Source organism: Rhizobacter sp., from assembly GCF_032229685.1.
Classification (GTDB): Bacteria; Pseudomonadota; Gammaproteobacteria; order Burkholderiales; family Burkholderiaceae_C; genus LMDS01.
Genome location: NZ_JAVTWP010000020.1, coordinates 235412 through 259634 on the forward strand (window position 1 = coordinate 235412; position 24223 = coordinate 259634).

Consider the following 24223-nt stretch of genomic DNA (forward strand, 5'->3'; position numbering starts at 1 on the left):
TCACGCCGTGTGCGGCGCCTGAACGTCGAAGCTGGCGTCGCCGAGCGCGCCGGTGGAAGCACCTGGCCCGCACTTGGGCGCAACCAGGTCGAGCGCCAGCGTGGCGAGTTCGGTGCGGTCGAGGTGGACCTGGCCGGCTTCGACCTTCACGGTGAAGGGCACGGTGCAGCCTTCATCGGGCGCCTTGGCGCAGCCATCGGCCAGGCCGATCGACCAGTTGTGCAGCGGGCAGGCCACGCTTTCGCCGAACACGATGCCCTGGCTCAGCGGCCCGCCCTTGTGCGGGCAACGGTCGAGCAGCGCGAAGACCTTGTCTTCGCTGTTGCGGAACACCGCCACGGCAATGCCCGCGGCGCGCGCAACGCGGCGGGCGCCGAGCACGGGGATGTCGGTGACGAGGCAGATCGGTTTCCAGTCGCTCATGGCGTGTCGGCTCGGTGCGGTTCGTGGAAGAAGTTCAGACCGCGGCGAGCGCCTGGAACTGGCGTGTGTCGACCGAAGCCTTGTCGAACTCGAACCACGGGTCGGGCTCGCCGTCGAGCGAGAACTGCAGCCTTTCCCAGAGCGCCTTGCGCCCGGCGGCGTCTTCGAGGATCTTCTTCTTCACGTGGTCGAGGCCGACGCGGTTCACGTAGTGCACCGTGCGTTCCAGGTACCAGCCTTCTTCGCGGTAGAGCTGGCAGAACGCGCCGGTGTATTCGAGCACCTCGGCGGCGGTCTTGAGCTTGACGAAGAAGTGCGCCACCTCGGTCTTGATGCCGCCATTGCCGGCCACGTACATCTCCCAGCCGGAGTCGACGCCGATGATGCCCACGTCCTTGATGCCGGCCTCGGCGCAGTTGCGCGGGCAGCCGCTGACCGCGAACTTGACCTTGTGCGGTGCGTACATGCGCCACATGGCGCGTTCCAGGTCCTTGCCCATCTGCGTGCTGTCTTGGGTGCCGAAGCGGCACCACTCGCTGCCGACGCAGGTCTTCACGGTGCGCAGTGCTTTCGCGTAGGCGTGGCCGCTCGGCATGCCGATGTCTTTCCACACGTTGACGAGGTCTTCCTTCTTCACGCCGAGCAGGTCGATGCGCTGGCCGCCGGTGACCTTCACGGTCGGGATCTTGTACTTGTCGACAGCATCGGCGATGCGGCGCAACTCGCTCGAGGTGGTCTCGCCGCCCCACATGCGCGGGATCACGCTGTAGCTGCCGTCTTTCTGGATGTTGGCGTGGCTGCGTTCGTTGATGTAGCGCGACTGCGGGTCGTCTTTCGCCTCTTTGGGCCAGCTGCTGATCAGGTAGTAGTTGACGGCGGGGCGGCAGCTCGAGCAGCCGTTGGGTGTGCGCCAGCCGAGTGTCTTGTACACGCCGTCGATCGTGAGCAGCTTCTGCGCGACGATGGCTTCGCGCACCTCGCCGTGGCTGTGGTCGGTGCAGCCGCACATGGCCTTCTTCTTCGGCGTGGCCGAGTAGTCGCCGCCGGCCGTGAACATCAGCAACTGCTCGACCAGGCCGGTGCACGAGCCGCACGACGCACTCGCCTTGGTGTGCTTGCGCACCTCTTCGAGCGTGAACAGGCCCTTTTCCTTGATGACCTTGCAGATCGTGCCCTTGTTGACACCGTTGCAGCCGCAGACCTCGTCGCTGTCGAGCATGGCGGCGGCCTTGCTGTGGCCTTCGTGGCCCACGTCGCCGATGTTCGACTCGCCGAACATCAGCTTGTCGCGAATGTCGCTGACCGAGCGGCCGTCGCGCAGCAGCTTGAAGTACCAGCTGCCGTCGACCGTGTCGCCATAGAGGCAGGCGCCGATCAACTTGTCGTCCTTGATGACGAGCTTCTTGTAGACGCCGCCGTAAGGGTCGCTCATCACGATCTCTTCGCAGTCGCTGTCCTCCGCGCGGCCCGAGGCCGCGCCGGTGAAGTTGCCGGCGCTGAAAAGGTCGATGCCGGTCACCTTGAGCTTGGTGCTGGTCTGGCTGCCGGTGTAGCGGCCGATGCCGAACTCGGCCAGGTGCGTCGCGCAGACCTTGCCCTGCTCGAAGAGCGGTGCGACCAGGCCGTACACGGTGCCGCGGTGCGCGGCGCATTCACCGATCGAGTAGATGCGCGGGTCGGTGATGGTCTGCATCGTGTCGGAAACGACGATGCCACCGCGGTTCTGCGGCCCGCAGTGCAAGCCGATTTTCACCGCGAGTTCGGTGTTGGGGCGAATGCCGGCGGCCATCACGACCAGGTCGGCGGGGATCTCCATGCCGTCCTTGAACTGCACGGCCATCACACGCCCGTCCTTGCCGCCGACCAACTCCTGCGTCTGCGCGCCGATCAGGAACTTGAGGCCACGGTCTTCGAGCGACTTCTGCAGCAGCTTGCCCGCCACCTCGTCGAGCTGGCGCTCCATCAGCCACGGCATGATGTGCACCACGGTCACCTGCATTCCACGCAGCATCAGGCCATTGGCGGCTTCCAGGCCGAGCAGGCCACCGCCGATCACGACCGCGTGTTTGTACTTCGCGGCGGCTTCGATCATCGTGTTGGTGTCGGCGATGTCGCGGTAGGCGATCACGCCGTCGAGGTCCTTGCCCGGCACCGGCAAGATGAAAGGGTTCGAGCCGGTGGCGATCAGCAGGCGGTCGTACTCTTCTTCGGTGCCATCGGCGGCGCGCACTACACGCTGGCGGCGGTCGACTTCGGCGACCTTCTTGCCCAGGTGCAGCCTGATGTTGTTTTCTTCGTACCAGGCCAGTGGGTTGAGAACGATCTCTTCGAGCGTCTGCTCGCCGGCGAGCACCGGGCTGAGCAGAATGCGGTTGTAGTTCGGGTGCGGCTCGGCGCCGAACACGGTGATGTCGTACAGATCGGGGGCAATCTTCAGCAGTTCTTCGAGCGTGCGCACGCCGGCCATGCCGTTGCCGATCATCACGAGCTTCATCTTCTTCATCAGGCGGTCCCCGGCCGCGGGCGTGCGGCTTTCGGCCCAAAAAGAACGCAAACAAGGTGCCAGCGTGGGGTCGAGCGAATGTGATGTTGCGGTGCAGCAGCGCACCGTCGATGGGCAGGCAACTCGGATGGCGCGAGGCGTCAGATAAACAATGCACCGAGACGGTGAGTCACTTTCAGAGTTTTGACGTCGACGGCGTTTCCATCTGCGGGCTGGGCCCGATGGCGGTGCAGCCGAGGGCATCGTTTTCGGGCGACCGCAGGCCGCGCCGAGGCGACCCCGGCCCACCGCACCTGCAAAAAGCGCGTGAAGATTTCATCAAATTAGGGGGTTACAACACGTTTCTCTTGTGCTGCGCTTGCCAAGCGCAGTGCCCAAGACCAAGATCAAAAGAACGGTGTCGCGGGCACCGCGTTGCGCCTTCACTGTGAGTTCATGATCGAGTCGACTACGTCCACACCGCTTGCGCGCGCCGATCTGGCCCGCGAGCTTTGCGCCGCCACGGGCGCTGACCCGGTCGCCTTCGGCGGTGCCTTGCTCGAGCTGCTCGACCGTGTCGAGGTTCTGCTGGCCGTGAAAGACGCGGCGCACGGGCGTTACCTGCACGTGAACCGGCGCATGGCCGAGTTGCTCGACCGCCCGGCCGATCAACTCGTCGGGCTGTCAGACGCCGACCTGCTGGCGCCGGGGCCGGCCGCCACCTTTCGCAGTGCCGAGCAGGCCGCGCTGGCGCAGGCGGCGCCCACGCTGAGCGAGCACCGGCTCGAAAGCCGCGGCCTGAAGCGCGAGTTCAGTGTTACCCGCGTCGTGGTGCCGCGTGCCGACGGTGCCGCGGCTTCGCATCTTCTGTCGGTGTGGGTCGAGAACACCGCCTCTCACCAGCGTGAACAACAACTGGCGCAGGCGCTGCTGCAGATCGAAGCGCAGCAAGTGGCGGCCGAACAACTGCGCAGCGAGACCCAGGACCAGTCGCTGCGTGACGGCGCCACCGGCCTCTACCTGCGTTTGCACTTCGACGATCAGCTGCGCCGCGAGGTCGACCTGTCGTCACGAGAGCACCGTGAATTCGCGCTCGTGTCGATCGCGCTCGACCCGGCCTCGGACGCGGTGCGCGCGCTCGGCAGCGAAGCGCGCACCCGTGTGCTCGAAGCGCTCGGCCGCCTGCTGCGTGGCAACACCCGGGCGATGGACGCTTCGTGCCGGCTCGACGAAGACCGCTTCGCGGTGCTGCTCTCGGGCGTGGGCCTGGCCACCGCGCATTCGCGCATGGAGGGCCTGCGCCGGCAGTGCGCCACGCAGATCGTCGTGCTCGACGGGCGCGATCTCGGCTTCACCGTGTCGATGGGCGTGGCGAGCTTCCCGCACACCGCGCACACCGAAGACGAGTTGATGGGCGCGGCCGAACTGGCGCTTGCCGAGGCGCGCAAGCGGGGCGGCAACCACGTGGCGCTGGCGAGCATCCGCTTCGAACTCGGCGCGGCTTGAGCACTCGGGCCAGCGCCGGTTTCCGGTGCCCCATCTCATCAGCCGTTGAAAGCCTTGTAGATCATGTAGCCGGCGAGGGCATACAGCAGCACCGCGAAGGCCCGCTGGAGTTGCCCCACATCGAGCCGGTGCGCGGCGCGTGCGCCCATGGGCGCGGTGAGCACACTGGCCGCCGCGATCGTCAGCAGCGCTGGCAGGTAGATGAACCCGAGGGTGCCGGCCGGCATGTCGGGCAGCGACCAGCCGGCGTACACGTAGCCGACCGTCCCGCCGAAGGCGATTGGCAGGCCCAGCGCCGATGAGGTCGCCACGGCGTTGTGGATCGGCACGTTGCGTGAGGTCATGAACGGCACCGAGACAAAAGCGCCACCGGCGCCCACCAGCGCCGAGAGCGTGCCGATCACACCGCCGGCGGCCAGCATGCCGGCCGTCCCGGGCAACTGCCGGGTTGGCTTCGGTGCTTTTTTCAGGAAGATGCGGGTGGCCGAATAGCTGATGAAAACCGCGAACAGCACGGCCAGCACCTGCGCGGGCAGGGCCTTGGCGACCTGCGCGCCGAGCAGCGAGCCGAGCACGATGCCGGGCGCGAGCAGGCGCGCCACGTCCCAACGCACGACGCCGCGCCGGTGGTGCGCGCGCACCGAAGAGATCGACGTGAAGAGGATCGTCGCGAGCGAGGTGGCGACCGCCATCTTCACGACGTATTGCGGCGCAACCGCCTTCGACGACAGCAGCAGCGTCACGAAAGGCACCATCAGCATGCCGCCGCCGATGCCGAGCAGCCCGGCCAAGAAGCCGGTGATCGAACCCAGCAACAACAACTCGACGATGATCTGCCAACCCAGCCCGGAACCCTCGGCGAAAAAGCTCATCCAGGCCCCAGGAGCGCGAGCACTGCCGACCATTCTTCGGGCGTGACCGGCGTGATCGACAGCCGGTTGCCGCGCCGCAGCACCTGCATCGTCGCGAGTTCGGGCGCCAGACGCATCTGCGCGAGCGACAGCAGACGCGTCTTGCGCTCGAGCTTCACGTCGACGTGCACCCAGCGTGGCGCGGCATGGCCCGATCGTGGGTCGAAGTAGGGGCTGCGCGGCTGGAACTGGGTTTCATCGGGGTAGGCCGCACTCGCCACGGTGGCGAGGCCGGCCACGCCAGGTTCTGGGCAACTCGAGTGATAGAAGAGCACACCATCGCCGATCTTCATGTCGTCGCGCATGAAGTTACGCGACTGGTAGTTGCGCACCCCGACCCAGGGCACGGTCTGAGCCGGCGCTTCGGCGAGATCGTCGATCGAGCACTCCGAAGGCTCGCTCTTCATCAGCCAGTACATCGTTGCCCCCTGCTGCGAGCGTGTGTTCACGCTTCGGAACTTCTGGTCTGGTTCAAATAAGGTGTCCGCCGCGAGCCGTGAGCCGCATTCCTGAACCCAGGCAGTTCAGGTGGGCGAGGTCAGCCGGGCTTCGGGTTCATCTGACGCGAGACGATCACACCAGCCGAGCGATGTTCCAAGCCCTTGCTCGTAAGAGCATCGGTTCAAGGAAATATAAAGCTCACGCGAATGCGACGGACGAATTCATTCTACGCGGGCGCGCTGTTTCGGTCACAGCAATTGACCATCGGCGCCGAGGGCCCGATCGAGGCGGCGGATCAGCGCGTCGACGTCGACATCGCTGCCGGCACCGGCACCGCTCGCTGCCGCCGCCGCGGCCCGCGCCGGCGGCCTGGCGGCCAGCGCGTACGCCAGGTTCAGTGCGGCCAGCACGGCGATGCGCTCGCGTGCTTTCACCTTGCCACCGTCGCGGATCGCGCTCATTTCCTTGTCGACGTTGTTCACGGCTTCGAGCAGGGCGCTCTCGCCGCCGTCGGGGCAACCCAGGATGTAGCTTTGCCCGAGGATCGTGACTTCCATCTGCTTCATGTGCTGCTCCCGGTGCCGTCGGGTTCGGTGGCCATGGCGTCGGGCGCTTGTTCGGTGGGCAGGCGTTCGAGCAGGGCATCGATCCGGCTGCGCGCCGCGTTCAGTCGCGAACGCAGGTTGTCGCGTTCGTGGGTCACGGTGCCGAGCTGTTGTTCGAGCAGCGCGTTGGTGCGTTGCAGTTCCTCGTGGCGCAAAAGCAGGCGCTCGACCCGGTCGGCGAGTTCTTCGATCTTCGACATGGCTTGGGATCTGGCGTGGCGAGAACCGCGATTGTAGGCGTCGCCTCTGCTTACAATGAGCGCGTTGGTGCCCGTGTCGGCGTTCATGTCGACACAGTTAAACGGGAAGCAGAAGGAAGTCACGTGCAGTCGTGGCAACCGAATCTGCGCTGCCCCCGCAACGGTACGGCGGACGAAGCAAAGCTCCTCGCGGAGCGCGCTTCAGCTCTTGCGCACACACCACTGAAGGCTCGCGCTTTCGGGAAGGTCGCCAGGGTCGTTCCGCCAGCCCGGATACCGGCCAACACGCGGACGCTGCCCTCGGGCCGCGTTCATACCGCAGGCACCCGCGGGGAAGCGGGTGGTTTGCATCTGTTCCGGGTCATTCATCCATGCGTTCCATTCTCTCGGCGCCACGCGCGCCCCGGGCTGCCGTCAGCCCGATCTGCCTGTGCCTGCTCGCCGCTTTTGCGGCAACCGCTTCGGCTCAGACCACGCTGCAACCCATCGTCGTGAGCGGCAGCCGCGAGCCGCAGCCACTCGACCGCGTCACCGCCGACGTGGTCGTGATCGATGCCGAGCGCATCCGATCCAGCACCGCCGATTCCATCGAAGACCTGCTGCGCCGCGAAGCCGGCCTGCAGCTCGGCCGCAACGGCGGCCCCGGCAAGAGTTCGAGCACCTTCATTCGCGGCGCGGCCTCGAACAGCGTGGTCGTGCTGGTCGACGGTGTGCGCATCGGTTCTGCCACCCTCGGGCAGGCCCAGTTCGAGGGCATCAGCCTCGCGCAGATCGAGCGCATCGAAGTGCTGCGCGGGCCGGGCTCCAGCCTCTACGGTGCCGACGCGGTGGGCGGCGTGGTGCAGATCTTCACCACGCAGGGCGAAGGCGCCCCGCGCGTCAACGCCAACGCAGCGGTCGGCTCATACCATTCCTACGAAGCCGGCCTCGGGGTCAGCGGCGCGCAGCAGGGCTTCGACTACGCCGTCTCGCTGGCGCGCGACAGCAGCCGCGGCGTCTCCGCCTTGCGGCCGGGTGATCAGTTCGGCAACTACAACCCCGACCGTGACGGCTACAAGCGCGACAGCGCCTTGTTCAAACTCGGCTACACGCCGGCGGCCGGTCACCGCATCGGCCTGAGCTGGAACCACGCCAAGCTCGATTCGCAGTACGACGCCAGCGAGTTCCTGGCCTCCAACGGTTTCAACCAGGACGCCACGCCAGACTTCCGCGGCAAGCTGAAGAACGACGTGGTGTCGCTCGACTACCGCGGCGTGATCACGCCGGCCTGGACGACCAGTGCTCAACTCGCCCACAACGACGACGACCTGGTCAGCGGAGGCACGGTGAAGTCACGCTATCGCACCCAGCGCGAGCAGTTCACCTGGCAGAACGCCTGGACGCCCCTGGCCGGCCAGCAGCTCGTCTTCGCCTACGAACACCTGCGAGAGAAGGCCCAGGGCGAAGATTATGTCGCCCACGTGAAGCGTGACAACAACGCGCTCGTGCTCGGATACACCGGCCAGTTCGGCGCGCACGTGCTGCAAGCCGACGTGCGCCACGACAACAACTCCGTCTACGGCAACAACACCACCGGGCGGCTTGGCTGGAGCATGGAGGTCGCGAAGAACACGCGCGTGCGCGCCCTGGCCGGCAACACTTTCCGCGCGCCGAGTTTCAACGAGCTGTACTACCCCGGCTACGGCGTCGACAGCGTCAGCGCCGAGCGTGGCCGCAGCATCGAGCTGGGGCTGACCTGGCGCGAGGCCGGCAGCGAACTCGCCGCCAGCGTGTACCGCAACCGCGTGCGCGATCTGATCGCTTACGAGCCCGACCCCACGCCGCCGAACTGCCCGGCCGACCCGGCCTATGCCTTCGGTTGTGCGCGCAACATCGGCAACGCGCGCATGCAGGGCGCCACGCTGTCGGGCTCGCACCGCTTCGGCAGCCTGCGCGTCGCCGCCACGCTCGATGTGCTCGACGCACAAGACACCGATGCGAAGACCCGGCTGACCCGCCGCGCGGCACACCAGGAAAGCCTCAGCGCCGACTACGACATGGGACCGTACAGCTTTGGCGCCGCGCTGCTCGCGGTGGGCGAACGGCCGGAAGGCAACAGGCGGCTCGGCAGCTACGAAACCCTCGACCTGCGCGCGCGCTGGCGCTTCGCACCGCAATGGCAACTGGAAGCGAAGCTGCTGAACGCGACCGGGCGCGACTACGAGCCGACGCGCGACTACCAGGCGCTCGGCCGCCAGGCCTGGATCGGTGTGCGCTTCGACGGCCGCGGCCTGTGAGCGGTGCCCGTGGCCGCGCATGAGTTGATCCTCGGTGGCCAGCGCAGCGGCAAGTCGCGCTGCGCCGAAGCGCGTGCCGTGGCGTGGCTCGCGCGGCCCGGCCACTCGGCCTTGCTGCTGGCCACGGCGCAGGCTCTCGACGACGAGATGCGCGCGCGCATCGGCCGGCACAAGGCCGATCGCGCTTCTCACGTGCCCGGTCTCGGCACGCTCGAAGTGCCACTCGACCTGGCAGGCGCCATGCGCGAGCACAGCGCGCCGCAGCGCCTGGTGGTGATCGACTGCCTGACCTTGTGGTGGACCAACCTCGTGATGCCGGTGGCCGGCAGCGTGTTGCCGCCGGCCGGCTGGGCCGACGCGCGCGAGTCGCTCTGCGCCGCTTTGCGGGCCGCTCGCGGCCCGGTGCTGCTGGTGTCCAACGAGATCGGCCTCGGCGTCTCGCCGATCTCGCCCGAGGCGCGCGCCTTTGTCGACGGCCTCGGCTGGTTGCACCAGTCGGTGGCAGCCACCTGCACGAACGTGACGCTGATGGTGGCCGGCATCGAAGTGCCGGTCAAACGAGCTGCCGCATGAAAACGCGCTTTGCCTCTGTCGCCCTGCTGGCTGCGTTGCTGTTTCCGATGCTCGCGGTGGCCCAGATCACATTGCGCGACGACCGCGGCGCCACGCTCGTGCTGCCGGCGCCTCCGCAACGCATCGTGAGCCTGCTGCCGTCTCTCACCGAAAGCGTGTGTGCGCTCGGTGCGTGCGCGCGTTTGGTCGGCACCGACCGGTTCTCGAATTCACCGGTCAGCGTGATCGCACTGCCCAAGCTCGGTGGCCTCGACGACGCGCAGATCGAGCGCATCGTGGCGCTGCGGCCCGACGTGGTGTTGCTCTCGGCGTCCGCCCGCGTGATCGACCGGCTCGAAGCGCTCGGCCTGAAAGTGCTGGTGCTCGAATCGCGTGACCACGCCGACGTGAAACGCACCCTCGTGCTGCTGGCGCTGATGCTCGGCACACCGGCCGAAGCCGATCGGGTGTCGTCTGCGATCGAACGCGATATGCAGGTCGCCAGCGAGCGTGTGCCGCCTGCGCTGCGCGGCCGCAAGGTGTACTTCGAGGTGGACGCCACGCCCTATGCGGCCGGCGCCGGCTCGTTCATCGGCGAAACGCTGGCCCGCCTCGGCCTGGCCAACGCGGTGCCGGCCGAGCTCGGGCCGTTCCCCAAGCTGAACCCGGAATACGTGGTGCGCCTGCAGCCCGACATCGTGATGGCCAACGACCGCAACCTCGCCGACATGCCACGCCGCCCGGGCTGGGCCACGCTGCGTGCGCTCAAGGCCGGGCACAGCTGCGGCTTCGGCGTCGACCGCTACGAACTGCTGATCCGGCCCGGCCCGCGCATGGGCGAAGCCGCACTCGCGCTGGCCGACTGCCTGGTCGCGATCTCGAAAGTGCGCTGATGCACGAGCCCGACCGCCAGCGCCGCCAGCGCCTCGCCCTTGGGCTGGCGTTGCTCACGTTGCTGCTGCTCGCTGCGGGCCTGGCGGCCGGCAGCGAAGGCTGGTCGTGGCGGGATCTGCTGCGCACCTGGAGCGGGCCCGACGGCGCGCTCATCATCGGCGAGATCCGCGCGCCACGAACCCTGGGTGCGTGGTTGACGGGTGCGCTGCTCGGTCTGGCCGGTGCGGTGGCACAAGGCCTGTTCCGCAACCCGCTGGCCGACCCGTACCTGCTCGGTTCGGCGTCGGGCGCCTCGCTCGGCGTGGTTCTGGTGCTCGCCGCCAGCGCGCTCGGCGGCCACGCCATCAGCCTGGCCACGGCCGACGCGCTGGCCCGCTTCGGGCTGGTCGGCGCAGCCTTCTTGGGCGCCTTGCTCGGTGTCATGCTCACGCTGGCGCTGGCTCGTGGGGCGCAGCAGACCTCGCGTCTTCTGCTGGCCGGCGTGGTGGTCGGCGTGGTGCTCTCGGCGGTGAACGATCTTGTCACCGCCGCCGCACCCGACGCCTTGCGCGGCAAACAAGCGTTCATGCTTGGCGCCACCGGCTTTCTGGGCTGGAGCAGTTGTGTCGCGCTCGCCATCGGCCTGGCGCTCACGCTGCCGGTGAGCTGGCGGCTCGCACGCACGCTCGACGCGCTGACGCTCGGCGTCGACAGCGCACTCAGCCTCGGCCTGGCGCTGCCACGCATTCGGCTGGCGCTCGTGACGGCGCTGGCACTGGCGACCGGGCTGGCGGTGTCGCAGTCGGGCTTGATCGCTTTTGTCGGCCTCGTGTCGCCCCACCTGGTGCGCCGCTTTGCGCCGGCCACCCATGGCTTCACTCTGGTGGCCAGTGCGGCCGCCGGCGGCACGCTGCTGCTGATGGCCGACGTGCTCGCACGCACACTGATCGCGCCGCAGGAAGTGCCGGTCGGTGTTCTGACCGCCTTGCTGGGCGGCGGATACCTGGTTTGGCTGCTGCACCGGCGGGTGTCATGACGGCCTCGTTGACTGCCCACCACCTGAGTGTGCGGCTCGGCAGCACGCAGGCGCTGGCCGGTGTCAGCCTGGCCTTGCAACCCGGCTGGACGGCCATCGTCGGCCCGAACGGCGCTGGCAAGTCGACCTTGCTGCGCGTGCTCGCGGGCTTGCAGAAACCCGATGCCGGCGAAGTGCAGCTGAACGGCAAGCCACTCGCGCTGTGGCCGCCGCGCGAGCGTGCGATGCAGATGGCATGGCTGGCGCAGCAGGGCAAAGCCAGCGGCGAACTCACGGTGCGTGAGGTCGTGCACCTCGGGCGTTTGCCGCGGCTCGGCTTGTTCACGGCGCCCACGGCCGAAGACGAAGCCCGTGTCGACCGGGCGATGGCCGATGCCGAATGCACGGCCTGGCAACAGCGCCGACTGCACGAGCTGTCGGGCGGCGAGCGGCAGCGCGTGCTGTTGGCCCGCGCGCTCGCGGTCGACGCACCCTGGCTGCTGCTCGACGAACCCACGACGCACCTCGACCCGCCCCACCAGGTGGCGCTGGTGCGGCTCGTGCAGCGCCAGGTGCGCGCCGGCGTGACCGTGGTCAGCGTGTTGCATGACCTGTCGCTCGCGCTGCTCGCCGACCGGCTGATCGTGATGGACCGCGGCCGCATCGTCGCCGCAGGTTCGCGCGACCACGCGGCGCTGCACACAGCGCTGGTGAATGTGTTTGGCAGCGCGATCCGCATCGTGCCTTTCGAATCGCGCTGGGTCGCGGTGCCGCATCTGGAGCTGTGATGCAGACACAAGCCCGAGCCGCCATCAGCTGGAGCGCCGGCAAAGACTCTTGCCTGGCCTGGCTGCGCGCCTGCGAACAAGGGCTGGCCGTGACCAGCTTCGTGACGATGTGCGATGCCGACGGCACAAGCAAGTCACACGCCTTGCCGCCGGCGCTGGTCGAAGCGCAGCTGTGCGCCATCGGCGGTGAATGGCTGCCGGTGAACGTGGCCCCGGGCGAGTACGCGCAGGCTTTTGGTTCGGCCTTGCGGAGCCTGCGCGACAGCGGCCACACGCACATGGTGTTCGGCGACATCGACCTCGCCGCCCACCGCGACTGGATCGAACCGGAATGCGAACGCGCCGGCCTGCTCGCCGTGTTCCCGCTCTGGGGGCAGCCGCGCGCTGCGCTGGCAGAAGAGATCGTTGCGCGCGGCATTCGCGCCCGCACCGTCTGCGTCGACACACGCTGGCTCGACGCGAGCTTCTGTGGTGTCGACTACGACGCCGCCTTTCTGGCTCGCCTGCCCGAAGGCGTGTGCCCGTGTGGCGAGGACGGCGAGTTCCACACCTTCGTTTTCGGTGGCCCCGGTTTCGCGCACGAGCTGCCAATTCAAAACGCCGCGCAACGCCGTGTGCGATCGGTGCCACCCTGGGCGCCGACCGAGTTCGTCTTTCAGACGTTCGTGCCCGCGTGGCACCGGGTTGCCTCGCCGGGCTGGCCATGACCGCGCGCGTCGTGATGGTGCTGGGCACGACCAGCGGCGCCGGCAAGAGCTGGCTCGCGACGGCGTTGTGCCGCTGGTACGCGCGGCAAGGGTTGAAGGTTGCGCCTTTCAAGGCGCAGAACATGAGCAACAACGCGCGCGTGGTGCCGGCCACCGAGGGTGCGCTGGGCGAGATCGGCAGCGCGCAGTACTTCCAGGCGCTGGCTGCGCGTGCGCTGCCCGAGGTGCGCATGAACCCGGTCCTGCTCAAGCCCGAGAACGACACGGGCAGCCAGGTGGTCGTGATGGGCCGGGTGCGCCCCGATCTCGCCACCGTGCCCTGGCGCGAGCGCAGCGAGCACTTGTGGCCGCACGCACGCGACGCGCTCGACGCGTTGAGGAATGAACACGACCTGGTCGTGATCGAAGGGGCGGGCTCGCCGGCCGAGATCAACCTGCACACGAGCGACTACGTCAACATGCGAACGGCCTTGCACGCCCGCGCCGCCTGCCTGCTGGTGACCGACATCGACCGTGGCGGCGCTTTCGCCCACCTCTACGGCACGCACCAGCTCTTGCCGGCGGCGGAACGCGCGCTGATTCGGGGTTATGTGTTGAACCGGTTTCGCGGCGATGCAGCCTTGCTCGCGCCCGGCCCCGAGCAGTTGCAGCAACTCACGGGCGTGCCCACGCTCGCGGTCTTGCCGATGTGGCGCGGCCACGGTCTGCCTGAAGAAGACGGCGTCTTCGACGGCATAAGCGGCGTCGCGCAAGGCGGCGTTCGAGTTGCGGTCGTGGCGTACCCGCAGATCAGCAACCTCGACGAGTTTCAGCCGCTGCGCCACTGCACGGGTGTTCGTCTGAGCTGGGCACGAAGTGCGGCCGAGCTCGATGGTGCCGACTGGATCGTGCTGCCCGGCTCCAAGCGCACTGGCACCGACCTCGAGTGGCTGCGCGCCACTGGCATGGGCGAGGCTGTGCAGCGCCATGCCGCGCGAGGAGGGCGGGTGCTGGGCATTTGTGGCGGCCTGCAGATGCTCGGGTGCCAACTGCTCGACCCGCACGGAATCGAAGGCCACGCGGGTGGCCGGAGCGACGGGCTGTCGTTGCTGCCTATCGACACCCACTTCGAGGCGGCAAAGTCACTGCGCCATACGCGTGCGCGCTTCGATGCGCCCGAGGGCAACTGGTCGGCGCTCGCCGGAGTCGCGTTCGACGGCTACGAGATCCGCTGCGGCCAGACCCGGGCGCACGCCGCCGCGGTGGCGGCCTTGCGCAACCACGAAGGCGAAGCCATCGGCTGGCAACGGGGCACGGTGCTGGGCGTGTACGCGCATGGTCTGTTCGAGTCGGCTGACGTGATGCGCGTGCTCTTCGGCGCCACGTTCAGGCCGCTCGATGCCGTGTTCGATGGCCTCGCCGATTTCATCGACGCCCGCTTCGAGCCCGGCTCGTTGATGCGTCTCGCCGAGGGCACGACATGAACGATCTCATTGCGCCGATCGCGCCGGTCGAGGACGGTGCGCTTGCACGGCGCCTGCAACATCGGCTCGACCAGAAGACCAAACCGCTGGGTGCGCTCGGCCGGCTCGAAACGCTGGCACTGCAGATCGGCCTCGTCCAGCAGACCGAACAACCCCTCTTGCGCGAACCGCAGGTGCTGGTGTTCGCCGCCGACCATGGCCTTGCCGCCCAAGGCGTGTCGGCCTACCCGAGCGACGTGACCTGGCAGATGGTCGAGAACTTTCTCGCGGGCGATGCCGCCGTCAGCGTGCTGGCGCGTCAGCACGGCCTGGCCCTCACCGTGGTCGATGCGGGCGTGCGCCACACCTTCGCTGCACGCCCGGGCTTGCTCGACCGGAAGATCGGCCTCGGCACGGCCGATGCCTCGAAGGGCGAAGCCATGACCCACGCGCAGTGCGCAGCGGCAATCCGCAGCGGCGGCGCTGTCGTTCGTGGCCTGCCCGGCAATGTGGTGCTGCTCGGCGAGATGGGCATCGGCAACACCTCGAGCGCGGCCTTGTTGCTGGCCCGGCTGGCAGGCGCCGACATCAGCGCCTGCGTCGGCCGCGGCACCGGCCTCGACGACGCTGGCCTGGCGCACAAACGCCAGGTGCTGCGCGCGGTGCTGGACCGCCACGCGCTGGCGCAGACGCCGCTCGAAGCGCTGGCGGCGTTCGGCGGCTTCGAGATCGCGATGATGGCCGGCGCCGCGTTGCAGGCCGCGAGCGAACGCCGGTTCGTCGTCGTCGACGGGTTCATCGCCGGGGCGGCGGTGTTGGTGGCCGCGACGATCACCCCCGAGCTGCTGGGCTACTGCGTGTTCGCGCATCGGTCCGAAGAAGCGGGGCACCGCCTGATGCTGCAGCACCTCGGCGTGCAGGCCGTGCTCGACCTCGGCCTGCGGCTGGGTGAAGGTTCGGGCGCGGTGCTGGCCTGGCCGCTGATCGTGAGCGCGGTGCGGCTGCTGAACGAGATGGCCAGTTTCGAGTCGGCCGGTGTGTCGAAGCGCGAGAGCCCGTGATCCACGAACTGCGCCTCTTCTTCGTCGCGCTGCAGTTCCTGACGCGCGTGCCGAGCCCGGCGTGGGTCGGCTTCGAACCCGAGTGGCTGAACCAGAGTGCGCGGCACTTCCCGGCAGTCGGCCTGCTGGTGGGCGCCCTCGCGGCGCTCGTGCTTGTGTTGGGCGAGGTGTTGTTTACGCCCGCCGTGGCGGTTGGCTTGTCGATGGCGGCGACCTTGCTTTTCACGGGGGCATTCCATGAAGACGGCTGGGCCGACACCTGCGACGCGCTCGGCGGTGGTGCGAGTGTCAGCCGCGAACGGGCGCTCGTCATCATGAAGGACTCGCGCATCGGCACCTACGGCGCGGCGGGGCTGGTGCTGATGCTGGGCCTGAAGGCCGCCACGCTGACGGCCTTGCCGCTGGCGCTGGCCGTGCCGGCCCTGTTGTTCGCGCACACGGCCAGCCGCGCCGCGGCGGTCGCACTGATCCGCTGTTTGCCGTATGCCGGCGACGTGGAGCATGCCAAGGCGAAGCCGCTCGCGCAGCGCATCTCGGCCGCCGGGCTCGGCGTGGCCCTGGGCTGGGTGTTCATGCTGTGCCTGGTGCTGGTCTGGGCGGCGCAGCGCTGGCACGAGCCGGCGGTGCCGGCGGCAGTCGTGATCGGGCTGATGGCGGTGGTGGCTGTGGCGGCCTGGTGCACGCGCTGGTTCCGCCAGCGCCTCGGCGGCTACACCGGCGACACGCTCGGTGCCACGCAGCAGCTCACCGAATTGGCGGCCTTGCTGGCCTGGCTGGGTGTGGCAGGCGCCTGATGGCCGGCACGGCAGAACTCGCGGTGTGGCGGCACCCGAAGCCGATCGACGTGCAAGGCCGTTGCATCGGCCGCACCGACGCGCGCGTCGACCGCCGCAAGGCCAAGCGCCTGGCGCACCGGATTCGCCGCTGGGCGCGCCAGCAGGGCGCGCCGCGTGTGGTGCTCACCTCGCGCCTGCAGCGCGCGGTGAGCGTCGGCCGCGTTCTTGCGGGCTGGGGCTGGCAACACCGCGTCGATGCACGCTTGGACGAGATGGACTTTGGCGAGTGGGACGGGCGGGCGTGGGACACGATCGGCGCCGATGCCGTCGGTGCCTGGTGTGAAGCCTTCGCAGAACTCGCGCCGGGCGGCGGTGAGTCGGTCTCGGCACTACTGTCGCGTTGCGGCACGCTGCTGGCCGAACTGCACGCCGCTGCAGCGCCAACTAGCGTGGTGGGTCACGCCGGCTGGATCAGCGCGGCACTCTGGCTGCAGCGCTGCGATTCGCGCGCGCCGAGCGCTGCCGAGTGGCCGGGCGCTGTCAGCTACTCGACCCGGGTGTTGCTGGCGCGCCCGGGTCCTTGACCTCGATCAGGTCGAGCGGCATCGGCATCGTCGTCAGCCGGTTCGGCGTGCTCGTTTCCCAGAGCGCGCCGGGCGCAGTGTCGACGGTGGCGCTGACCACGTGCATCAGCGTGAGGCTGGCGCGCGCCGCGATCTTGCGCAGTGACTGGATCTGCCGCTGTGACCACTCGACCGGCGCACCGGTCTGCTCGCAGCTGAAGGTGCCGAAGAGTTCGCCGTTGACGGCGAAACACATGTCCATCAACGAGGCCACGTTGGACGGCCCCAGGTAGCCGGCCATGAAGACGGCCGTGATCGGATCGGCCTGCGCTTCGGGCACCGAGACGAAGCCGTCGCGCAACAGGTGCTCGAAGTACGGGCCGCTGCCGGCGCCCAGCATGTCGACGGCCGTGACCATGCGGTCTTGAACGGCGTCGAACATCGCGACGCTTCGCAAGGCGCGGCCTTCGGCGGTGTCGACAAAAACACGCACCCCTGCCCGCGAGCAGCCGATCTGGGTGGCGACGAAGCGGGTGAACTGCTCGAGGAACTGCGCGCTGTCGATCTCGCCGCGTTCGAGGCGCCCCGAAATCACCTGCAGGTCTTCTTGCTCACCCATGGCGAATTATGAAACGGCACCTGCGCGGCGAACAGCATTTATGCGCCACTAAGACACGCTTGGCTCGACGCCACGCTCGGCCAGAAACGCCGGGCCAGTGTCGCAGTAGCGCAGCACGCTGCACTGTTCGCACAGCGGCCGGCGCGCCTGGCAGACGTAGCGGCCATGCAGGATCAGCCAGTGGTGCGCGTCGACCAGAAATTCGGCCGGGATGCGCTCGAGCAGCTTCTTCTCGACGGCCAGCTCGTTCGCACCCGGTGCGAGCCCAGTGCGGTTACCCAGGCGGAACAGATGCGTGTCGACCGCCATGGTCGGCTCGCCGAACGCCACGTTGAGCACCACGTTGGCGGTCTTGCGGCCGACGCCGGGCAAGGCTTCGAGCGCCTCGCGCGTGCGCGGCACCCGCGAGCCGTGGCGCTCGACGAGGATCCGGCTGGTTTCGAGCAGGTTCTTCGCCTTGTTGCGGAACAGGCCGATGGTGCGGATGTGTTCGGTGAGCGCGTCGAGCCCCAGCGCGACGATCTGCGCCGGCGTGTTCGCGACGACGAAGAGCCGGCGCGTCGCCTTGTTCACGCCCACGTCGGTGGCCTGGGCCGACAGCAGCACGGCGGCCAGCAGCTCGAACACACTGGTGTATTCGAGCTCGGTCTGCGGGCTCGGGTTCGCGGCGCGCAGTGTGGCGAAGAAGTTGTAGACGTTGGCGTCGTTCATGGCCGTCGGCTCTGGCTGGGCGACATTTGGTTCAGTCGCTGTTCCGCTTCCGTCCTTTCACGCTCGACCCTGAATTGACGAAAGCCGTAGCGCTCGCGTGCGGCCAACGCGAGCGGTTCGCTCCACGCGGCCCAGCCGGTGCGCGAGCCGGTCTGTGGCACGAGTGAAATGCAGTCGACCGGGCAGGCCGGCAGGCACAGCTCGCAGCCGGTGCACTGTGCATCGATCACGGTGTGCATCTGCTTCGGTGCGCCCACGATGCAATCGACCGGGCAGGCCTTGATGCACAGCGTGCAACCGATGCACCAGGCTTCGTCGATCACGGCGAGCTGGCGCGGGGCTTCCACGCCGTTCTGCGGGTTCAGAGGCAGCTCCGGCAGGCCGGCGATGCGCGCCAGCCGCGTGACGCCTTCAGCACCCCCGGGCGGGCACTGGTTGATCGGGGCTTCGCCGGCAGCGATCGCCTCGGCGTAGCGGCGGCAGTCGGGGTAACCGCAGCGGGTGCACTGCGTTTGCGGCAGCGCCGCGTCGAGCGCCGCCGCGAGCGCAGCGATGTCGCCCGGCGTCACGGCCTTATCGCGCCCGGCGCACGGCCTTCTTGGCAGGCGCTGCTTTGGGCGCAGCGCTTCGTGGGGTGGGCGCGGCGATGGCCTTGGGCGCGCGTTTCTTCGGCGCGGCCGCAGCGCCCTGGTGGTTGGCGATGAACTCGCGCACGGTCGGGTAGACCTTTTCGCGCCAGCGCCGGCCCGAGAAGATGCCGTAGTGTCCGGCACCGATCGCGTCGTAATGGAACTGGCGCTCTTTCGGGATGCCGGTGCACAGGCCGTGCGCGGCGCGGGTCTGGCCGGCGCCCGAGATGTCGTCGAGCTCGCCTTCGATCGTCAGCAGCGCGGTGCCCTTGATGTCTTGCGGGCGCACCAGCTGGCCGCCGACCTTCCAGGTGCCGTTGACGAGCGCGAAGTCCTGGAACACGGTCTTGATGGTGTCGAGGTAGTACTCGGCGGGCATGTCGAGCACCGCGTTGTACTCGTCGTAGAAGTCGCGGTGGAACTCGACGCTGCTGTCGTCGCCACGCACGAGATCCAGGAAGTAGTCGTAGTGCGAGCTCATGTGGCGGTCGGGGTTCATTGCCACGAAGCCGGTGTGCTGCAGGAAACCCGGGTAGACCGCGCGCCCGGCGCCGGGGAAGTTGGTCGGCACGCGGTAGATCACGTTGCTCTCGAACCAGGAATAGGGCTTGTTCGTGGCCAGGTTGTTGACGGCGGTGGGGCTCAAGCGCGCGTCGATCGGGCCGCCCATCATCGTCATGGTGCGTGGCGTGGTCTCGCCGTTGCTCGCCATCAGCGAGATCGCGGCGAGCACCGGCACGGTGGGCTGGCAGACCGAGATCACGTTCACCTCGGGCCCGATGTGGCGGATGAACTCCTGCACGTAGGCGATGTAGTCGTCGAGGTGAAAAGCGCCGGCACCGACGGGCACCATGCGCGCGTCGGTCCAGTCGGTGATGAAGACCTTGTGGTCCTTCAACAGCTCGCGCACGGTCTCGCGCAAGAGCGTGGAGTGGTGGCCCGACAAGGGCGCCACGACCAGCACCGTCGGCTGGTCTTTCATGCGCGTGAGCATCGGCAGGTCGTCGGTGAAGCGCTTGAAACGCAGCAGCCGGCAGAACGGCTTGTCGATCGTCACCTGCTGCTGCACGGCCACGTCGACGCCGTTGACCTTGACCGAGTTGATGCCGAACTCGGGCTTTTCATACTCTTTCGAGAGCCGGTGCATCAGGTCGAGCCCGGCCGAAACACGTTGGGCGCCGGGCGTGTGCGCGAACGGCGAGAGCGGGTGATTGTACAGCTTGGAGGTGGCGCTCGCGAATTCCGCGAACGGGCTCAGCAACGCACGTTGCGATTCATACAGCTGATACAGCATCGGAAGACCCGGTGAGTGAATCGGCGCCGGCCATGCCGGGCGGACTATTGGTGCAATGCAGCATTCTAGTCGGTGCGCACGATCTTGCAGGCGCGCGAAAGTCCGCGCAAACCCGAATCAGTGCACATTCGGGCCACTCTGGTGCCTGTTTCGGCGGGGCGGGGTGGCGCGGCTGCAATGGAATGCAGCCGCGCTGCCGGTCAGACCGAGACCTTGACGATGGCCGCTACGGTCGCGTCGATGTTCTTGCCGTTGAGCGCGGCGACGCAGATGCGGCCCGAGTCGACGCCATAGATGCCGAACTCGTTGCGCAGGCGCTGCATCTGCTCCTTGCCCAGCCCGGAGTAGCTGAACATGCCCTTCTGGCGAGTGATGAAGCTCATGTCCTGCTTCACGCCGGCGGCCACCAGCTTGTCTTGCAGCGCGACGCGCATCTGCTTGATGCGAACGCGCATGCCGGCGAGTTCTTCTTCCCAGATCGCCCGCAGCGACGGCGTGGTGAGCACCATCGCCACCACCTGTGCACCATGGGTGGGCGGGTTGGAGTAGTTGGTGCGGATCACCCGCTTCAACTGGCTCAGAACGCGGTCGGCTTCGTCTTTCGAGGCGCAGACCACGCTGAGTGCGCCGACACGCTCGCCGTAGAGCGAAAAGCTCTTCGAGAAGCTGGTGGCGACGAAGAAGTCGAGCCCGGCGGCCATGAACAGGCCGACCACGGCGCCGTCTTCCGCGATGCCTTCGCCGAAGCCCTGGTAGGCCATGTCGAGAAAGGGCACCAGGCCGCGTGCCGCCACCGCCTTGATCACCTGAGCCCACTGGTCGAGCGAGATGTCGTAGCCGGTCGGGTTGTGGCAGCACGCGTGCAGCACGACGATGCTGCCGGGCGCCGCGCCGTTCAGGGCGGCGAGCATGCCGTCGAAGTCGACGCCGCGGTGGGCCGCGTCATAGTAGGCGTACGACTCGACCGCGAAGCCGGCGCCTTCGAACAGCGCGCGGTGGTTTTCCCAGCTCGGGTCGCTGATCAGCACTTTGGCGCCGGGGTTCAGGCGCTTGAGCAGATCGGCACCGATCTTCAGCCCGCCCGTGCCGCCGAGCGCCTGCACGGTCGCGATGCGGCCGGCCTTCACGGCCGCGCTGTCGGCGCCGAACACGAGGCCCTGCACCGCCTTGTCGTAGGCGGCAATGCCGTCGATCGGCAGGTAGCCTCTTGCCTTGGGCGCTTCCATCATCATCTTCTCGGCTTCCTGCACGCACTTGAGCAGCGGCAGCTTGCCGGTTTCGTCGAAGTACACGCCGACGCCGAGGTTGACCTTGGCCGGATTCGGGTCGGCGTTGAACTGCTCGTTCAGGCCGAGGATCGGGTCGCGGGGGGCCATTTCAACGGCGGCGAAGAGCGAAGACATGGTCAGTCCTTGTCAGTAGATGGGCGAGAGCGTTTGCGTTAACGTGTGCGGTTGCGCTGTGCGCTGGCACCTAGAGGTAACCCGGAGATTTTATCTGCCATGGCCGAGCTGTCCGAAGTGATCGAACCCGATGCCGCTGCGGCCGCGCCCGAAGGCACGTTCGTCAGCTTCCCCGATTCCCCGTTCCAGCTGTACCAGCCTTACCCGCCGGCGGGTGACCAGCCGGCTGCCATCGCACAACTGGTCGAAGGCCTGAACGACGGGCTGAGCTTCCAGACGCTGCTGGGCGTGACCGGCTCGGGCAAGACCTTCACCATGGCCAACGTGATCGCGCGCATGGGCCGCCCGGCGATCGTGTTCGCGCCCAACAAGACGCTGGCGGCGCAGCTGTACAGCGAGTTCCGCGAGTTCTTTCCGAAGAACGCGGTCGAGTACTTCGTCAGCTACTACGACTACTACCAGCCCGAGGCCTACGTGCCGCAGCGCGATCTGTTCATCGAGAAAGACAGCGCGATCAACGAGCACATCGAGCAGATGCGCCTCTCGGCCACCAAGAGCCTGCTGGAGCGTCGCGACGTGGTGATCGTGGCCAGCGTCTCGGCCATCTACGGCATCGGCAACCCGAGCGCGTACCACCAGATGGTGATGACGCTGCGCGTGCACGACAAGGCGGGCCAGCGCGACGTGATCTCGCAGCTGATCCGCATGCAGTACCAGCGCAACGACACCGACTTCAGCCGCGGCACGTTCCGCGTGCGTGGCGACACGATCGACGTGTTCCCGGCCGAGCATTCCGAGCTCGCGATCCGCATCGAACTGTTCGACGACGAGGTCGAGTCGCTGCAGCTCTTCGACCCGCTGACCGGGCGCATCCGCCAGAAGATCCCGCGCTTCACCGTCTACCCCAGCAGCCACTACGTGACGCCGCGCGAGAAGGTGGTGGATGCGATCGCCACCATCAAGGACGAGTTGCGCACGCGGCTGGCCGAGCTGGTGGCCAACGGCAAGCTCGTCGAAGCGCAGCGGCTCGAGCAGCGCACGCGCTTCGACCTCGAGATGCTGCAGGAGATCGGCCACTGCAAGGGCATCGAGAACTACACGCGCCACTTGTCGGGCGCCGCGCCGGGCGAGCCGCCGTCGACGCTGGTCGACTACCTGGCCGACGACGCGCTGATGTTCCTCGACGAGAGCCACGTGCTGATTGGCCAGTTCGGCGGCATGTACAACGGCGACCGCGCGCGCAAGACCACGCTGGTCGAATACGGCTTTCGCCTGCCGAGCGCGCTCGACAACCGGCCGCTGAAGTTCGAGGAATTCGAGAAGAAGATGCGCCAGGTGATGTTCATCTCGGCCACGCCCGCCACCTACGAGCAGCAGAACGCGGGGCAGGTGGTCGAACAGCTGGTGCGGCCGACCGGGTTGGTCGACCCCGAGGTCGAGGTGCGGCCGGCCACGAACCAGGTCGACGACGTGCTGCAGGAGATCCGCGTCCGCGTCGACGCCGGCGAGCGTGTGCTGATCACGACGCTGACCAAACGCATGGCCGAGCAGCTCACCGACTACCTGAGCGACAACGGGGTGAAGGTGCGTTACCTGCACAGCGACGTCGACACCGTCGAGCGCGTCGAGATCCTGCGCGACCTGCGGCTCGGCACCTTCGACGTGCTCGTCGGCATCAACCTGCTGCGCGAGGGGCTCGACATCCCCGAGGTGTCGCTGGTGGCGATCCTCGACGCCGACAAGGAAGGTTTCCTTCGTTCCGAGCGCAGCCTGATCCAGACCATCGGCCGCGCGGCGCGCAACCTGAACGGCCGCGCGATCCTGTATGCCGACAAGGTGACCGACTCGATGCGCAAGGCGCTCGACGAGACCGAGCGCCGCCGCACGAAACAGATCGCCCACAACCTGGCCGAAGGCATCACGCCACGCAGCGTGGTGAAGAAGGTGCGTGACCTGATCGACGGCGTGTACAGCGAGAAGGGCGCCAAGGACGACCTGAAGGCGACCAACGAAGCATTGGCCATCGAAGCGCTGAGCGAAAAAGACCTCGGCAAGCGCATCAAGCTGCTCGAGAAGCAGATGCTCGACCACGCCCGGAACCTCGAGTTCGAAAAGGCGGCGCGGGTACGCGACCAGCTGGCGCTGCTGCGTGAGCAGGCGTTCGGTGCAGCAGGGGGCGACAACGTGGTGCCGATTCAAGCCTGAGTCGAAGTCAGGGGAACTAACCCGCCCCATCCCGACCGAATTACTCGGCTTCGGCTATACTCGACCAATCTACTCGGGTTAGTTCGAGGGTTATCCCTCACCGAGATGGTCGGGCGGCTGAAAGTGTTCTTAGCTGCTCTGTCCACCCAGGCTTTAGGAGAATTGAATGCGTCTGACCACCAAAGGCCGTTTTGCGGTCACTGCCATGATCGACCTTGCGCTGCGCGAGCACTCCGGGCCGGTTGCCCTGGCCGCCATCAGTGGCCGCCAGCAGATTTCGCTGTCGTACCTGGAGCAGTTGTTCGGCAAACTGCGCCGCCACGAGCTCGTCGAGAGCACGCGCGGCCCGGGCGGCGGTTATTCGCTCGGTCGCAAGGCTGAAGAGATCACCGTGGCCGACATCATCGTGGCGGTCGACGAGCCGATCGACGCCACCGGCTGTGCCGGCAAGGAAAACTGCATGGGCGACGACTCTGGCCGCTGCATGACTCACGACCTGTGGGCGAGCCTGAACTCGAAGATGATCGAGTTTCTCGACTCGGTTTCGCTGCGCAAGCTCGTCGACGAGCAGATCGCCAAGGGCGTGTCGATCGAAGAGCACCCCGTCAAGCGCGCGATCTCGTCGCAGCCCGTGGTCAAGCCGATCAAGATCACCGCGCCGAACTCGGTGTTCGCGCTCGGGGCAGCCTTCAACAAGTAAATCAGCCAGCCCGGCGGCGCGGCTTTGCCGCTTCGCCGGGG

23 protein-coding genes, 1 other RNA gene, 1 pseudogene and 1 riboswitch are annotated in these 24223 nt (G+C 67.7%); of the genes and pseudogenes, 13 read left to right on the plus strand and 12 right to left on the minus strand.

Annotated elements, in window-relative coordinates:
* Both nirD and nirB read right to left on the minus strand, forming a co-directional pair.
* On the minus strand, window positions 1-423 hold the full coding sequence (gene nirD, locus AC30PD_RS09430; RefSeq protein WP_489535397.1) for a nitrite reductase small subunit NirD: 423 nt from the start codon (window positions 421-423) through the stop codon (window positions 1-3).
* Window positions 424-457: 34 nt separating this feature from the next.
* Window positions 458-2926 carry a nitrite reductase large subunit NirB gene (gene nirB / locus AC30PD_RS09435; RefSeq protein WP_489535398.1) on the minus strand — a complete coding sequence of 823 codons (2469 nt, stop codon included), beginning with the start codon at window positions 2924-2926 and terminating at the stop codon, window positions 458-460.
* Between the two features lie 435 nt (window positions 2927-3361).
* Between nirB and AC30PD_RS09440 the strand changes: the two genes are divergently transcribed.
* The gene (locus AC30PD_RS09440) at window positions 3362-4411 is read left to right on the plus strand and encodes a sensor domain-containing diguanylate cyclase (protein ID WP_489535399.1); all 1050 of its coding nucleotides are present in this window, start codon (window positions 3362-3364) and stop codon (window positions 4409-4411) included.
* 38 nt (window positions 4412-4449) lie between these two features.
* Here AC30PD_RS09440 and AC30PD_RS09445 read toward each other — a convergent pair whose 3' ends face one another.
* From AC30PD_RS09445 to AC30PD_RS09465, 5 genes are all read right to left on the minus strand, one after another.
* Window positions 4450-5283 carry a sulfite exporter TauE/SafE family protein gene (locus tag AC30PD_RS09445; protein WP_489535400.1) on the minus strand — a complete coding sequence of 278 codons (834 nt, stop codon included), beginning with the start codon at window positions 5281-5283 and terminating at the stop codon, window positions 4450-4452.
* The gene (locus AC30PD_RS09450; RefSeq protein ID WP_489535438.1) at window positions 5280-5741 is read right to left on the minus strand and encodes an EVE domain-containing protein; all 462 of its coding nucleotides are present in this window, start codon (window positions 5739-5741) and stop codon (window positions 5280-5282) included. The genes AC30PD_RS09445 and AC30PD_RS09450 overlap by 4 nt, the downstream gene beginning before the upstream one ends.
* Before the next feature lie 60 nt (window positions 5742-5801).
* Window positions 5802-5982, minus strand: a non-coding RNA gene (gene ssrS / locus AC30PD_RS09455) — 6S RNA.
* 29 nt (window positions 5983-6011) lie between these two features.
* Complete coding sequence (locus tag AC30PD_RS09460; RefSeq protein WP_489535401.1) at window positions 6012-6329, minus strand: cell division protein ZapA; 318 nt, start codon at window positions 6327-6329, stop codon at window positions 6012-6014.
* Entirely contained in the window at window positions 6326-6568 is a 243-nt protein-coding gene (locus AC30PD_RS09465; RefSeq protein ID WP_489535402.1) for a cell division protein ZapB, read from the minus strand. The genes AC30PD_RS09460 and AC30PD_RS09465 overlap by 4 nt, the downstream gene beginning before the upstream one ends.
* A 48-nt stretch (window positions 6569-6616) precedes the next feature.
* A riboswitch (cobalamin riboswitch) is annotated at window positions 6617-6867 on the plus strand.
* A 72-nt stretch (window positions 6868-6939) separates the two neighbouring features.
* Between AC30PD_RS09465 and AC30PD_RS09470 the strand changes: the two genes are divergently transcribed.
* The 10 genes and pseudogenes from AC30PD_RS09470 (at window position 6940) to AC30PD_RS09515 (ending at window position 16642) form a co-directional block, all read left to right on the plus strand.
* Entirely contained in the window at window positions 6940-8844 is a 1905-nt protein-coding gene (locus tag AC30PD_RS09470) for a TonB-dependent receptor domain-containing protein (protein WP_489535403.1), read from the plus strand.
* A gap of 3 nt (window positions 8845-8847) precedes the next feature.
* Window positions 8848-9417 carry a bifunctional adenosylcobinamide kinase/adenosylcobinamide-phosphate guanylyltransferase gene (locus tag AC30PD_RS09475; RefSeq protein WP_489535404.1) on the plus strand — a complete coding sequence of 190 codons (570 nt, stop codon included), beginning with the start codon at window positions 8848-8850 and terminating at the stop codon, window positions 9415-9417.
* Window positions 9414-10289, plus strand: a complete 876-nt coding sequence (locus tag AC30PD_RS09480; protein WP_489535405.1) for an ABC transporter substrate-binding protein — start codon at window positions 9414-9416, stop codon at window positions 10287-10289. The genes AC30PD_RS09475 and AC30PD_RS09480 overlap by 4 nt, the downstream gene beginning before the upstream one ends.
* Complete coding sequence (locus AC30PD_RS09485) at window positions 10289-11305, plus strand: FecCD family ABC transporter permease (protein ID WP_489535406.1); 1017 nt, start codon at window positions 10289-10291, stop codon at window positions 11303-11305. Before AC30PD_RS09480 ends, AC30PD_RS09485 begins: the two co-directional genes overlap by 1 nt.
* Window positions 11306-11358: 53 nt before the next feature.
* Window positions 11359-12072, plus strand: a pseudogene (locus AC30PD_RS09490) (ABC transporter ATP-binding protein); the annotation flags it as partial.
* Complete coding sequence (locus AC30PD_RS09495; protein WP_489535407.1) at window positions 12072-12779, plus strand: Dph6-related ATP pyrophosphatase; 708 nt, start codon at window positions 12072-12074, stop codon at window positions 12777-12779. The pseudogene AC30PD_RS09490 and the gene AC30PD_RS09495, both read left to right, overlap by 1 nt.
* Window positions 12776-14242: a cobyric acid synthase gene (locus tag AC30PD_RS09500; RefSeq protein ID WP_489535408.1), complete on the plus strand. Its 1467-nt coding sequence runs from the start codon at window positions 12776-12778 to the stop codon at window positions 14240-14242. Before AC30PD_RS09495 ends, AC30PD_RS09500 begins: the two co-directional genes overlap by 4 nt.
* Complete coding sequence (gene cobT / locus AC30PD_RS09505; protein ID WP_489535409.1) at window positions 14239-15282, plus strand: nicotinate-nucleotide--dimethylbenzimidazole phosphoribosyltransferase; 1044 nt, start codon at window positions 14239-14241, stop codon at window positions 15280-15282. Before AC30PD_RS09500 ends, cobT begins: the two co-directional genes overlap by 4 nt.
* Entirely contained in the window at window positions 15279-16076 is a 798-nt protein-coding gene (locus tag AC30PD_RS09510; RefSeq protein WP_489535410.1) for an adenosylcobinamide-GDP ribazoletransferase, read from the plus strand. The genes cobT and AC30PD_RS09510 overlap by 4 nt, the downstream gene beginning before the upstream one ends.
* Window positions 16076-16642 (plus strand): histidine phosphatase family protein, encoded by a 567-nt coding sequence (locus tag AC30PD_RS09515; protein ID WP_489535411.1) that lies wholly within the window; start codon window positions 16076-16078, stop codon window positions 16640-16642. Before AC30PD_RS09510 ends, AC30PD_RS09515 begins: the two co-directional genes overlap by 1 nt.
* Here AC30PD_RS09515 and AC30PD_RS09520 read toward each other — a convergent pair.
* From AC30PD_RS09520 to AC30PD_RS09540, 5 genes are all read right to left on the minus strand, one after another.
* Window positions 16599-17240: a GAF domain-containing protein gene (locus AC30PD_RS09520; protein ID WP_489535412.1), complete on the minus strand. Its 642-nt coding sequence runs from the start codon at window positions 17238-17240 to the stop codon at window positions 16599-16601. The genes AC30PD_RS09515 and AC30PD_RS09520 overlap by 44 nt on opposite strands.
* 48 nt (window positions 17241-17288) lie before the next feature.
* Window positions 17289-17951 (minus strand): endonuclease III, encoded by a 663-nt coding sequence (gene nth, locus AC30PD_RS09525; RefSeq protein ID WP_489535413.1) that lies wholly within the window; start codon window positions 17949-17951, stop codon window positions 17289-17291.
* Entirely contained in the window at window positions 17948-18520 is a 573-nt protein-coding gene (gene rsxB, locus AC30PD_RS09530) for an electron transport complex subunit RsxB (protein ID WP_489535414.1), read from the minus strand. Before rsxB ends, nth begins: the two co-directional genes overlap by 4 nt.
* Before the next feature lie 4 nt (window positions 18521-18524).
* Complete coding sequence (locus AC30PD_RS09535) at window positions 18525-19874, minus strand: polyhydroxyalkanoate depolymerase (RefSeq protein WP_489535415.1); 1350 nt, start codon at window positions 19872-19874, stop codon at window positions 18525-18527.
* Between the two features lie 200 nt (window positions 19875-20074).
* The gene (locus tag AC30PD_RS09540; RefSeq protein ID WP_489535416.1) at window positions 20075-21277 is read right to left on the minus strand and encodes an amino acid aminotransferase; all 1203 of its coding nucleotides are present in this window, start codon (window positions 21275-21277) and stop codon (window positions 20075-20077) included.
* A gap of 99 nt (window positions 21278-21376) precedes the next feature.
* On the opposite strand from AC30PD_RS09540, the gene uvrB reads away from it, so the two are divergent.
* On the plus strand, window positions 21377-23482 hold the full coding sequence (gene uvrB, locus AC30PD_RS09545) for an excinuclease ABC subunit UvrB (RefSeq protein ID WP_489535417.1): 2106 nt from the start codon (window positions 21377-21379) through the stop codon (window positions 23480-23482).
* A gap of 166 nt (window positions 23483-23648) precedes the next feature.
* Window positions 23649-24182, plus strand: a complete 534-nt coding sequence (locus tag AC30PD_RS09550) for a Fe-S cluster assembly transcription factor (RefSeq protein ID WP_489535418.1) — start codon at window positions 23649-23651, stop codon at window positions 24180-24182.
* The last annotated feature ends 41 nt before the right edge of the window (window positions 24183-24223 follow it).

Bases quoted from the DNA above. Each gene is read 5' to 3' on its own strand.
- AC30PD_RS09445 (WP_489535400.1), bottom strand. From the start codon at position 5,283: ATGAGCTTTTTCGCCGAGGGTTCCGGGCTGGGTTGGCAGATCATCGTC.
- AC30PD_RS09480 (WP_489535405.1), top strand. From the start codon at position 9,414: ATGAAAACGCGCTTTGCCTCTGTCGCCCTGCTGGCTGCGTTGCTGTTT.
- AC30PD_RS09540 (WP_489535416.1), bottom strand. From the start codon at position 21,277: ATGTCTTCGCTCTTCGCCGCCGTTGAAATGGCCCCCCGCGACCCGATC.
- AC30PD_RS09470 (WP_489535403.1), top strand. From the start codon at position 6,940: ATGCGTTCCATTCTCTCGGCGCCACGCGCGCCCCGGGCTGCCGTCAGC.
- AC30PD_RS09465 (WP_489535402.1), bottom strand. From the start codon at position 6,568: ATGTCGAAGATCGAAGAACTCGCCGACCGGGTCGAGCGCCTGCTTTTG.
- AC30PD_RS09515 (WP_489535411.1), top strand. From the start codon at position 16,076: ATGGCCGGCACGGCAGAACTCGCGGTGTGGCGGCACCCGAAGCCGATC.
- AC30PD_RS09440 (WP_489535399.1), top strand. From the start codon at position 3,362: ATGATCGAGTCGACTACGTCCACACCGCTTGCGCGCGCCGATCTGGCC.
- nth (WP_489535413.1), bottom strand. From the start codon at position 17,951: ATGAACGACGCCAACGTCTACAACTTCTTCGCCACACTGCGCGCCGCG.
- AC30PD_RS09500 (WP_489535408.1), top strand. From the start codon at position 12,776: ATGACCGCGCGCGTCGTGATGGTGCTGGGCACGACCAGCGGCGCCGGC.
- AC30PD_RS09485 (WP_489535406.1), top strand. From the start codon at position 10,289: ATGCACGAGCCCGACCGCCAGCGCCGCCAGCGCCTCGCCCTTGGGCTG.
- AC30PD_RS09535 (WP_489535415.1), bottom strand. From the start codon at position 19,874: ATGCTGTATCAGCTGTATGAATCGCAACGTGCGTTGCTGAGCCCGTTC.
- AC30PD_RS09495 (WP_489535407.1), top strand. From the start codon at position 12,072: ATGCAGACACAAGCCCGAGCCGCCATCAGCTGGAGCGCCGGCAAAGAC.
- AC30PD_RS09460 (WP_489535401.1), bottom strand. From the start codon at position 6,329: ATGAAGCAGATGGAAGTCACGATCCTCGGGCAAAGCTACATCCTGGGT.
- cobT (WP_489535409.1), top strand. From the start codon at position 14,239: ATGAACGATCTCATTGCGCCGATCGCGCCGGTCGAGGACGGTGCGCTT.
- uvrB (WP_489535417.1), top strand. From the start codon at position 21,377: ATGGCCGAGCTGTCCGAAGTGATCGAACCCGATGCCGCTGCGGCCGCG.
- AC30PD_RS09520 (WP_489535412.1), bottom strand. From the start codon at position 17,240: ATGGGTGAGCAAGAAGACCTGCAGGTGATTTCGGGGCGCCTCGAACGC.
- nirB (WP_489535398.1), bottom strand. From the start codon at position 2,926: ATGAAGAAGATGAAGCTCGTGATGATCGGCAACGGCATGGCCGGCGTG.
- AC30PD_RS09550 (WP_489535418.1), top strand. From the start codon at position 23,649: ATGCGTCTGACCACCAAAGGCCGTTTTGCGGTCACTGCCATGATCGAC.
- nirD (WP_489535397.1), bottom strand. From the start codon at position 423: ATGAGCGACTGGAAACCGATCTGCCTCGTCACCGACATCCCCGTGCTC.
- AC30PD_RS09450 (WP_489535438.1), bottom strand. From the start codon at position 5,741: ATGTACTGGCTGATGAAGAGCGAGCCTTCGGAGTGCTCGATCGACGAT.